Origin of the sequence: Novosphingobium sp. (assembly GCF_025351285.1) — a bacterium.
In the GTDB taxonomy this organism is placed as follows: Bacteria; Pseudomonadota; Alphaproteobacteria; order Sphingomonadales; family Sphingomonadaceae; genus Novosphingobium.
This window is the reverse complement of the sequence record NZ_JANXWG010000126.1, coordinates 1-10,673: the sequence shown is the minus strand read 5'-3', so window position 1 is coordinate 10,673 and position 10,673 is coordinate 1. Positions and strand designations below refer to the sequence as shown.

Genomic DNA, 10,673 nt, shown 5'->3' with positions numbered 1-10,673 from the left:
GAACGCGCTGAACCGGGTCATTTAGTCACCAGTGGGGCATAAACCAGCAGCATCGTGCAGCCATTGCGGCTGCCCGCGCGGTGCTGGGTGCCGGGCATCCGCAGCACGAAATCGCCGGGGCCGTAGCTGGCATCGTCGTCGTAGAAATCGCCGTCGATCACGTAGATCTGCTCGATCGTATCGTGCGCGTGCATGTCGCCGAGTGGGCCCGGCGGGACCTTTGAGAGCATGGTTCGATAGCCCGCGGGATCATCGACCAGCGAGCGCAGGAATTCGTCCGGGCGCTCGGCACGAGTCCAGTCAGCGGCGCGGACGATCATGTTGCCGGTCTCGGGCAAGGTCATCAGGCCAGTCCCTCCAGCGCTGCCCGCGACCGATCGACGTAGAACTGCTTGAAATCCTCGACCAGCTTTTCCTCCACCGCATAGCGACCGGGCCGGTAGCCGTCGGTAGCAATGCCCTGGTGATTGAGCATCGAAAAGCGCCCGTCCTGATCGTTGGTGGTGCGCCACAGCGCGGCCAGGTGGTCGGGATCGTAATCGACGCCCTCAACCGCGTCCTCATGCACCAGCCAGCTCGTGCGCAGCAGCGTTTGGTCGGCTGACAGCGGGGTGAGCGAAAAAGACACCACATGGTCGCAGCAGAAATGGTGCCACGAATTGGGCTGGCTCCACACCGAAAGGCTGGAGGTTTCGGGCTCGGTAAACGGCCCGATCAGTTTCCTGCACGCCAGCTTGCCGTCGATCGACTGCGTCACCGCACCATTGGCCAGCGGCAGCCGCGCGACACGGTGCCACCAGCCGTCGGGGAACTCGATCAACTCGCGGTAGATGCCCAGTTGCTGCCACTGCGCGCGCTTGGCCTCGACCATCGCGTCGAACGCCTTGTCATCGACCACATCGGCGTGGCCATCTTCGGGCAAGCCCTTGCCGAAACCATATGTGCCGAGCACGCTGATCAGTTCGGGGTGGCCGGCATCGCAATGATAACACTCGCGATTGTTCTCCATCACGAGCTTCCAGTTGGCATGCTCAACCAGGTTGTCCTGCACCGCAACCTTGCACTTTTCGAGATCGTAAGCCGCAATCTGGTCGGCAATATCGGCCTTCACCCGGTCGATCGGTGGCGGATCGTCGGACAGGCACAGGAAGATCAGCCCTCCGACGTTTTCGAGCGCGACCGGGGTCAGCCCGTTGTCCGCCTTGCTGAAATCGTCGGCCGTGCTGCGCGCTGCCAGCAGTGCGCCATCGAGACCATATGTCCACTGGTGATACGGGCAGATGAGGCGCGGCGCACGACCCCGTTGCTCGGTACAGATCCGGGCGCCGCGGTGGCGGCATGTGTTCCAGAACGCGCGCACCTGGTTGTCGCGCCCGCGCACCACGATGATCGAATTGTGCGCCAGTTCGAACACAAAGTAGTCGCCGGGATTTTTCACGTGCGCGACGGTGCAGGCAAAAAGCCACACCGACTTGAGCATGACCGCGGTGTCGAACCGAAATGCCTCTTCGCTGACGTAAAGATCGCGCGGCAGCGAATAGCCCTTGCGGTCCTGTTGCAACCCCGTTGCGATGCGGTTGTAGAGCGACATCGGTCTAGCTCCTGAGCGCGGTGTTGTCGGGATCGAACGGTGAATCCGCGACTACGGTCGCCTTGTGGCGCTGGCCGAGAATGGTGATCTCCAACTCGGTTCCCGGCTCGCCCAGATCGGGCCGCACCATCACCAGCGCCAGGCTTTTGCCGCAACGCCAGCCATAGCCACCCGAGGTGACACGGCCGACGAGTTCTTCGCCCAGGAAGATCGGCTCGGACCCGCGCGCATCGGCATCGGTCACGCCGTGGACTTCCATTGTCACCAGCCGGTTGGTGAGCCCCTTGTCTCGCCACGCCAGCAGCGCTTCCTTGGCATAAAAACCCTGCTTCTTCAGGCTGATGAAGCGGTCCAACCCACTTTCATAGGCCGAATATTCGATCGAAAGTTCGCGCGGGATCAGCTTGTAGCTTTTCTCCAGCGCCATCGACGTCATTGCGCGTATCCCGAAGGGCTTGATGCCGAAATCTGCCCCTGCTTTCATCAAATGGTCGAAAATATACGTCTGCATTTCAATGGGATGGTGAATCTCCCAGCCCAGTTCACCCACGAAATTCACCCGCAGCGCATCGACTTGCGCCACGCCCAGACTGATCCGCTTGCCCGTCAGCCACGGAAACGCCGCGTTTGACAGATCGGCATCGGTGAGTTTCGCCAGCACATCGCGGCTGCGCGGTCCGGCCAGCACCAGCACACCCATCGCGGTGGTGAGCCGCTCGAACATGACCGACCCGTCGTGCGGCAGCGCCTTGCGCAGGTAATCGTGATCGTGCCGCTCGTAAGCCCCTGCCGAGACAAGATAATACCGCTGCTGTGCCACTTTGTAGACTGTAAACTCCGCGCGCACCCCGCCCTTCGCGGTGAGCAGGTACGACAGCGTCACCCGGCCCACCTTCTTCGGCACGGCGTTGGTGAGCAAGCCATCGAGCCAGCCTTCCGCGCCGGGGCCGGACACTTCGCACTTGGCGAAGGCGCTCATGTCCTGAATACCCACGTTTTCATGGACATGCCGGCATTCGTTGCCAACGTGCTCGAAGTAGTTCGAGCGGCGGAACGACCATTTCTCGCGGACCGGCTCGCCCTCGACCACCGGATGGTTGTGCTTCAGCAGCACGTCGGGCTTGGCCAGTTCCGCCTCGCCCAGTTCGTAGCCCGCAGGCGCGAACCAGTTGGGCCGTTCCCAGCCCACGACCGATCCGAACACTGCGCCCAAGTCCTTCATCCGATCGTAGCAGGGCGAACGGCGCAAGCCCCGCGCGGCCTCTCGTTCTTCGTCGGGATAGTGGACGGCGAAGACTTTTGCGTAAGCTTCTTCGTTCTTCTCAATCAGGTAGCCGCGTCCGGCGTAGTCGCCGAAGCGGCGCGGATCGACGCCCATCATGTCGATCGTCGGTTCACCGTCGACGATCCAGTGCGCGAGTTGCCAGCCCGCTCCGCCCGCCGCGGTCACCCCGAAGCTGTGGCCTTCGTTGAGCCAGAAGTTCTTGAGCCCCCAAGCCGGACCGACGATCGGCGATCCATCGGGCGTGTAAGCGATCGCGCCGTTGTAGACTTTCTTGATGCCCACTTCGCCGAACGCCGGCACGCGTGCCATCGCCGCGAGGATGTAGGGTTCAAGCCGTTCGAGCGCATCGGGGAACAGTTCGTATTCGCTGTTGGCGGCAGGGCCGTCCTTGTAGCAGGCCGGAGCGCCCAATTCGTATGGCCCGAGCAGCAGCCCGCCGGCTTCCTCGCGCATGTACCACGAAGCGTCGCTCTCGCGCAGCACGCCCATTTCGGGCAGCCCTTGCCGCTTGCGCTCCATGATCGCGGGGTGCTGTTCGGTGACGATATACTGGTGCTCGACCGGGATCACCGGAATATCGAGCCCGACCATCGCCCCGGTCGCCCTCGCGAAATTTCCCGAGCACGAAATGACGTGCTCGCAGGTGATGTCACCCTGATCAGTCGAAACCAGCCATTCGCCCGAGGGCAACCGGGTGATGCCGGTGACGGCAGTGTTCCGCTCGATCGTCGCGCCGCGCTGCCGCGCGCCACGGGCCAGCGCCTGTGTCAGGTCCGCGGGTTGAATGTAACCGTCAGCGGGGTGGCGGATCGCGCCGATGATGCCGTCGGTGTTGCACAGGGGCCAAATGTCGCGGACCTGATCAGCAGTGAGGAAATCGACTTCGACGCCGATCGTTCGCGCGATCCCGGCGTAGTAGCGATATTCGTCCATGCGATCCGGGCTGGTGGCCAGCCGGATATTGGAAACTTGCGAAAAACCGACGTTCAGTTCGGTTTCCGCCTCGAGGCTGGGGTATAGTTCGACTGAATACTGGTGCAGCTTGCCGACCGAATAGCTGAGGTTGAACAACGGCAGCAGCCCGGCCGCGTGCCAGGTCGATCCCGATGTCAGTTCCTTGCGTTCGAGCAGGACAGAGTCGCTCCAACCCAGCTTTGCCAAGTGGTAAAGCGTCGACACACCCACCACGCCGCCGCCGATTACCACTGCCCTTGCCGTCGATTTCATGGCGCCCGCCCGTTGGATCTGATCGATTTCAGCCCGTGATCGTGATGCTATGTCAGGCATGCGGTGCGGCCGACAACCGCCAACCGCAGCCATGGCACCACTATCGAGAAGTCTAATGGATCAGTTTAGCAAACGTGATGTTGTGGCAACGGCATTATTGTCCGTGGCATCTTGCGCATAACCCCGCCATGATCGCCACCGCAACGACGGCGCAAGCTGTCACCGACGGGGACCACGATTGACCACACTTGCCAATCCGCTGAGCGAGGATCGCGCTGCCGATCAGCTCAGCCGCTCGCTTAAATCGCGCCACGTTTCGATGATCACGTTCGGCGGCATCATCGGCGCCGGGCTGTTCGTCGGTTCTTCCACCGCGATCAGCACGATCGGGCCGGCGGCGGTGCTGAGTTATGCGCTGGCCGGGTTCCTGGTGTTGCTGGTGATGCGGATGATCTCCGAAATGGCGATCGCGCTGCCCGGCGTGCAGACCTTCCCCGATTTCGCACGCGAGGGCATCGGCAACTGGGCCGGGTTCCTAGTCGGCTGGCTTTACTGGTATTTCTGGGTGGTGGTGATCGCGGTCGAGGCCATCGCCGGCGCCAAGATCATCTGTGCCTGGTATCCGCAGTTCGCGGTGTGGCAAGTGGGCGTGGTGCTGATGGCGCTGCTGACCGCAGTGAACTTGCTGTCGGCGCGATCGTATGGCGAGTTCGAGTTCTGGTTCGCGTCGGTCAAGGTGGTGGCGATCATCGTGTTCATCCTGGTGGCGGGCGCCTTCGCGACCGGGATCACTTCGCCGACCGGATCGACCTTCGGCAATCTCACCGCGCATGGCGGGTTCGCGCCGGCGGGCGTGACGGCGGTTTTCGCCGGCGTGGCGACCACGATCTTCTCGTTGTGCGGGGCCGAAATCGCCACGCTGGCGGCGGCTGAATCCGATGAAGGCGTCAACACGATCGCGCGCATGACGATTTCGGTGTCGGTGCGCATCCTGGTGTTTTTCGTGCTGTCGATCCTGATGATCGTGGCGGTGGTGCCTTGGAACGAGATCAAGGTCGGTGTATCGCCCTTCGCTCACGCACTGCGCACGATGGGCTATCCGGCGGCCGATCTGGTGATGAACGCAATCGTGCTGGTGGCGGTACTGTCATGCCTCAATTCGGGCATCTACATCACCAGCCGCGCCATGTTCGGCCTCGCGCGCAATGGCGATGCCCCGGCTTCGTGCGTGACGTTGAGCAAGGCGCGCGTGCCGGCGCGCGCGATCCTGATTGCCAGCCTGTTCAGCTATGCCGCGCTTGCCGCATCAGTCTTGTCGCCCGACCGGGTGTTCAACTTTCTGGTCAATTCCTCGGGCGCGATCATGCTGTTCATCTACATGCTGATCGCGATCGCGCAGTTGCGCTTGCGCACCCGCTTCGAAGCCGAAGCACCACAGGTGCTCAAGCTGCGCATGTGGTTCCACCCGTATGGCACCTGGGCAGCGATTGCCGGGATGGCAGGCGTGCTGGTGCTGATGGGGCTGACAGCCAGCCACCAGGTCGAACTATGGGCAAGCGTGCTGGTTACGGCCGGATTTGCAGTTGGCTACTGGGTGAAGCTGCGTTTTTCACAGGCGGCGTAGAAATTTTTCCGATCGCCATATTCTTTTCAATCGAAAGCCGGTGCCCGATCGCGTCATGATCGGCGATTGCTGGTGGCGGGGAGAACTTGGCGTGAAACTGGAAAACGATCCGCTCGCAGCATTCTGGATGCCGTTCACCGCCAACCGCGCTTTCAAGGCCAACCCGCGCTTGCTCGCCTCGGCCAGCGGCATGCATTACACCAGCAGCGACGGGCGGCAGTTGCTCGATGGCACGGCTGGCCTGTGGTGCGTCAACGCCGGGCATTGCCGCGCACCGATCGTCGAGGCGATCCGCAAAACTGCGGGCGAACTCGATTTTGCGCCCACGTTCCAGCTCGCGCATCCGCTGGTGTTCGAACTGGCGACGCGCGTGGCGGCGCTTATGCCCGAGGGGCTGGACCGGATATTCTTCACCAATTCGGGGTCTGAATCGGTCGACACCGCGCTCAAGATCGCGCTGGCCTATCACCGTGCGCGCGGCGAAGGAACGCGCACCCGACTGATCGGGCGTGAACGCGGCTATCATGGCGTGGGCTTCGGCGGGATTTCGGTTGGCGGGATCGGCAACAACCGCCGGCAATTCGGCAGCCTGCTGACCGGCGTCGACCACTTGCCCCACACGCATGACATGGCCAACGCGTTCACGCACGGCCGCCCAACGCATGGCGCACACCTTGCTGACGACCTCGAACGGATCGTCGCACTGCACGGCGCAGACACGATCGCGGCGGTGATCGTCGAGCCGATGGCGGGCTCTACGGGCGTGCTGATCCCGCCGATCGGCTACCTCGAACGGCTGCGCGAAATCTGCACGAAGCACGGCATCGTGTTGATTTTCGACGAAGTGATCACCGCCTTTGGACGGTTGGGCGGCGCCACGGCGGCCGAAGTGCTGGGCGTCACGCCAGACGTGATCACGATGGCCAAAGGGCTCACCAACGCCGCAGTGCCGATGGGCGCGGTGGCGTTCAGCCGCGAAATCCATGATACCGTCGTCGAAAGCGGGCCGGACGGGATCGAACTGTTCCACGGCTACACGTATTCGGGCCATCCGCTCGCCGCTGCTGCGGGCCTGGCCACTCTCGATTTGTACCGCGACGAGGGACTGTTCGAGCGCGCCGCAGATCTATCGGGCTATTGGGAAAGCGCAGTCCACAGCCTCAAGGGCAAACGGCACGTGATCGATGTGCGCAACCTGGGCATCGTCGCGGGCATCGAGCTCGAACCCCGAGCCGGACAGGTGGGCAAGCGCGCGATGGAACTGTTCCACCGCTGCTTCGACACCGGCCTGCTGATCCGCGTAACCGGCGATATCATCGCGCTTTCGCCGCCGCTGATCCTGGAGAAGGCGCATATCGACGAAATGGTCGGGCGGATCGGCGATTTGCTCGAAAACGTCGACTAGACCAGCACCACCTTGCCGACATGGCGCTTGGCCAGGAACGATTCCTGCGCCGCGACGATCTCCGCTCGCGGATAAGTTGCAGCCAGCACCGGCCTGATTTCGGCGCGTTCGATATAGCCGACGAGGTTCGCGAAGACCTCTGGCTCCAGTACGGTGCAGCCGATCAGGAGCAGATCCTTGAGGTACAGCGTCCGCAAGTCGAGGTTTACGATCGGGCCGGAAATCGCACCCGCGGCCGCGTAACGCCCGCCGGGCTTCAGAGCCTGGAGGAGCGACGCGAACAGCGCGCCGCCAACGACATCGACCACCGCATCGAAGTGGCTCTCGCCGAACAACTTCACCAGATCTGCATCGCGCGGTACGACGCGATCGGCGCCCAACGCCTTGACCGCGCTTGCCTTGTCACCGCCCACCATCGCGGTAACCTCCGCGCCCCGCCGCCGGGCAAGTTGCACGGCGGCCGACCCGACCCCGCCCGACGCGCCGGTGATCAGCACGCTTTCGCCTGCCGCCAAGCCGATCCGGGTCAGCATGTTTTCGGCAGCCGAATAGGCGCAAGGAAAGCTCGCCAGTTCGGCATCGCTCAAGGCGCTGTCGATACGGTGCGCGTGGACCGATGGCGCGCGGGCATAATCGGCAAAGGCGCCGTCAACTTCAGAGCCGAAATAGACGACATCGAAGCGTCCTTCACCGCGAAATACCGGTTCGACCAACACGCGCTCGCCGATCCGAGCATGGTCCACGCCAGCCCCCACTGTGACGATCCGGCCGCAGGCATCGGCGCCCTGGATGCGCGGGAATGCAAACGCCGCGCCCGACCAGCCATCATCGAGGGCATCGGTAAAACCGGCCGACCCGCCGGCCTCGGTCGCATCGCTCACTGCCTTCGAATACCAGCCGATCCGCGTGTTGATATCGGTGTTGTTGACCCCCGCAGCGCCGATCCGGATCAGGACTTCGCCGGCCCGTGGATGAGGCACCGGCACATCGTCGCGGAACTCCAGCTTGTCGTACCCGCCGTTGCCGGTCAGCAGAACGGCTTGCATGGTTCCGGGCAAGGTCATTTCTCGGCGGCTGGCCCGAAGTGGTTCAGATACCATTGCTGGAAATTGATCACGCTGCCTTCCTGGTCCGAATAGCGCCCGGGCTGGTATCGGCTCGACATGATCCCGGCCTGGTTGGCTTCGGTGATCACTTTGTCCTGCGTGGTGGTGGCATGGTAGCCCCAGGTCATCTTGGCCAGATCCACCTCGGCTTCGCTAGCGCGGCCATCGACCAGCCAGATCATCTCGACATCGGATCGCAGCGCCGAGCGCGGGGTGAACTGGAACAGGATGACAAAGTGATCATCCGCCACGATCTGGCTGAACGGGCTGAAGCTGAGGTGCATACGCCCGCCATCGGGCGCGGTACGCTGGCCCATCAGCGGCGCAGGGGGCGTGCCGTCTTGCGTTTCGGAGGCCCAGCCAGGCTTGTTCATGCGCTGCATCAGCAAGCGAAGATGGCTGCTGGTCGGTGGTTCGTCGATCGTGCCGATCGGGCGGCCCAGCGCAGCGGCGCTTGCCTCCCACGCCTGGAGTTTTGGCGCGAAACTGGCGATCGCGTCGGCCGGGCCCGAGCTTGGCCCCGCTCCCACAGCGACGATCGATTCCGCCGCGTGGATCGAGCAGAATTCGGGGTGCGATGGCACGCAGTGATAGCATTCGAAGAAGTTCTCGACGACGAGCTTCCAGTTGGCGTCGGTGGGGTAGCTGCCGGCATGGGCAATCCGCGCGTCGGCCAGCCCGTGATATTCGAGGATCGGCCCCACATCGCCGAAAGTCGCGTCGAAATCGTCGGGCTCGTCCGCGCTCAGGTTGATGAAGACCAGCCCGTGGAACACACGGATGTGGCAGGTGAACAGGCCATTTTCGGCCTTGTCGAAGTCCTCGGGCATCAGCCGCGCGGCCAGCAGCCGGCCATCGAGCCCGAACGTCCAGGCGTGATACGGGCACACCAGCCGCGGCGCATTGCCGCTGTCGGCCGCGCAGATCGTGGAACCGCGGTGCCGGCACACGTTGAAGAAGGCACGGACGCTGGCCTCGCTCTCGCGGATCACGATGATCTGTTCGGCGCCGATGCGGAACAGGAAGTAATCGCCCTTGTTGGGAATGCGCGAAACGTGCCCGGCGACCAGCCACTTGCGGCCGATCACGCGTTCCATATCGGCCTTGAACACCGCCTCGCTGGTGTAGAATTGCTGTTCGAGGCTGTAGCCAAGGCGCGCATTCGCTACGAGTGCCTGCATTGCTTCGCTCATCACGCTTTGATCCGTGCGCTGGTAGGGTCATACATCGGCTTGAGCGAGGCTGTGGCCGGATGGCGCACGCCTGCGATCTCGATCTCGTAATCATCGGCGCCGATCGGGCCGACCACGCCGCCATCGGGCGCGGTCACATAGCCGAGCCCGCAGGCAGCCCCCAGCGTGTGCGCATACATTCCCGAACGGATGTAGCCGGCGATGCGGTCGCCCTGCCAGATCGGTTCGTTGTGATAGAGCATCGGTTCGGGCGACTTGAGCAGAAACTGCACCAGCCTTTGCTTCAGCCCTTCCTGCTTCTGCCGCACCAGCGCGTCGCGGCCGATGAAACCGCCTGGCTTGTCGAGCATCACCGCAAAGGCAAGCCCGGCTTCGAGCGGGGTGTCCTCGTCGGTGACGTCATGTCCCCAGTGGCGGTAGGCCTTCTCCATCCGCAGCGAATTGAGCGCATGGTAGCCGGCGTGCTTGAGCCCGAATGCGGCCCCGGCGGCGGCGATTGCGTCGTAGACACCGGCCAGGAATTCGGTGGGCACGTACAATTCCCAGCCCAGTTCACCAACGTACGTGATCCGCGAGGCGCGGACGATCGCGTAGCCGAGTTCGATCTCCTGGCTGGTGGCGAAGGGGAAAGCAGCGTCCGACAAATCGTTGGGGCTGAGCGATTGCAGCAGCGCGCGCGAGTTGGGGCCCATGATCGACAGCACGCCCATGCCCGACGTCACGTTAGTCAGCACCGCGTGGGCATCGTCGGGGAATTGTCGCTTGAGCCAGTTAAAATCGCGTGCTTCGGTCTCGGCTCCGCCCACGATCAGGTAAGCATCCTTGCCCAGCCGGGTCACGGTCAGGTCAGCTTCGATCCCGCCCTTGGCGTTGAGCCACTGGGTATAGACCAACTTGCCCGGTGCCACGTCGACATCGTTGGCGCAGACCCGGTTGAGCACAGCGCAGGCATCGCGGCCCTCCAGGCGGAACTTGGCGAAGCTCGACTGGTCGAACAGCGCGACCGCCTCGCGCACCGCCTTGCATTCGGCGGCGCTGGCTTCGAACCAGTTCTGTCGGCCATAGCTGTATTCGTACTTCGGTGCCGATCCCGGCTCGCCATACCAGTTGGCGCGCTCCCAGCCGAAGGCCTCGCCGAAGCAAGCGCCGGCCACGGCCAGTCGGTCGTGGATCGCCGATTTGCGCACCCCGCGCGCGGTTTCGTATTGCTTGAACGGGTAGTGCGTCGCGTAAAGCAGCCCC

The 10,673-nt window shown here is 63.4% G+C and carries 8 protein-coding genes; 2 read left to right on the top strand and 6 right to left on the bottom strand.

The genetic code is table 11. From position 1 onward, the window contains the following. Positions 1–17: 17 nt before the first annotated feature. The 3 genes from Q0R16_RS15365 to Q0R16_RS15355 are packed head-to-tail and all read right to left on the bottom strand — an operon-like array spanning position 18 to position 4,103. A complete protein-coding gene (locus tag Q0R16_RS15365) occupies positions 18–344 on the bottom strand; it encodes a cupin domain-containing protein (protein ID WP_295637989.1) in 327 nt (108 codons plus the stop codon). Continuing rightward, complete coding sequence (locus tag Q0R16_RS15360; RefSeq protein WP_295637986.1) at positions 344–1,591, bottom strand: aromatic ring-hydroxylating dioxygenase subunit alpha; 1,248 nt, start codon at positions 1,589–1,591, stop codon at positions 344–346. Before Q0R16_RS15360 ends, Q0R16_RS15365 begins: the two co-directional genes overlap by 1 nt. Before the next feature lie 4 nt (positions 1,592–1,595). Next, on the bottom strand, positions 1,596–4,103 hold the full coding sequence (locus Q0R16_RS15355) for an FAD-dependent oxidoreductase (RefSeq protein ID WP_295637982.1): 2,508 nt from the start codon (positions 4,101–4,103) through the stop codon (positions 1,596–1,598). 238 nt (positions 4,104–4,341) lie between these two features. Here Q0R16_RS15355 and Q0R16_RS15350 point away from each other — a divergent pair, with 238 nt between their 5' ends. Both Q0R16_RS15350 and Q0R16_RS15345 read left to right on the top strand, forming a co-directional pair. Further along, positions 4,342–5,727 carry an amino acid permease gene (locus Q0R16_RS15350; protein ID WP_295637979.1) on the top strand — a complete coding sequence of 462 codons (1,386 nt, stop codon included), beginning with the start codon at positions 4,342–4,344 and terminating at the stop codon, positions 5,725–5,727. 40 nt (positions 5,728–5,767) lie between these two features. Continuing rightward, complete coding sequence (locus Q0R16_RS15345; protein WP_295637977.1) at positions 5,768–7,132, top strand: aspartate aminotransferase family protein; 1,365 nt, start codon at positions 5,768–5,770, stop codon at positions 7,130–7,132. Here Q0R16_RS15345 and Q0R16_RS15340 read toward each other — a convergent pair. From Q0R16_RS15340 to Q0R16_RS15330, 3 genes are all read right to left on the bottom strand, one after another. Beyond that, positions 7,129–8,178, bottom strand: a complete 1,050-nt coding sequence (locus Q0R16_RS15340; protein WP_295637975.1) for an alcohol dehydrogenase family protein — start codon at positions 8,176–8,178, stop codon at positions 7,129–7,131. The two genes, Q0R16_RS15345 and Q0R16_RS15340, sit on opposite strands and share 4 nt — an antisense overlap. Positions 8,179–8,192: 14 nt before the next feature. Beyond that, positions 8,193–9,431 carry an aromatic ring-hydroxylating dioxygenase subunit alpha gene (locus Q0R16_RS15335; protein ID WP_295637971.1) on the bottom strand — a complete coding sequence of 413 codons (1,239 nt, stop codon included), beginning with the start codon at positions 9,429–9,431 and terminating at the stop codon, positions 8,193–8,195. After that, positions 9,431–10,673 (bottom strand): aminomethyltransferase family protein (locus Q0R16_RS15330; protein WP_295637968.1); only part of this gene is annotated, 1,243 nt, incomplete at its 5' end. The genes Q0R16_RS15330 and Q0R16_RS15335, both read right to left, overlap by 1 nt.

What these genes read in the sequence shown, in the direction of transcription:
- Q0R16_RS15355 (WP_295637982.1), bottom strand. Translation starts at nt 4,103, where the DNA reads ATGAAATCGACGGCAAGGGCAGTGGTAATCGGCGGCGGCGTGGTGGGT.
- Q0R16_RS15365 (WP_295637989.1), bottom strand. Translation starts at nt 344, where the DNA reads ATGACCTTGCCCGAGACCGGCAACATGATCGTCCGCGCCGCTGACTGG.
- Q0R16_RS15360 (WP_295637986.1), bottom strand. Translation starts at nt 1,591, where the DNA reads ATGTCGCTCTACAACCGCATCGCAACGGGGTTGCAACAGGACCGCAAG.
- Q0R16_RS15340 (WP_295637975.1), bottom strand. Translation starts at nt 8,178, where the DNA reads ATGCAAGCCGTTCTGCTGACCGGCAACGGCGGGTACGACAAGCTGGAG.
- Q0R16_RS15335 (WP_295637971.1), bottom strand. Translation starts at nt 9,431, where the DNA reads ATGAGCGAAGCAATGCAGGCACTCGTAGCGAATGCGCGCCTTGGCTAC.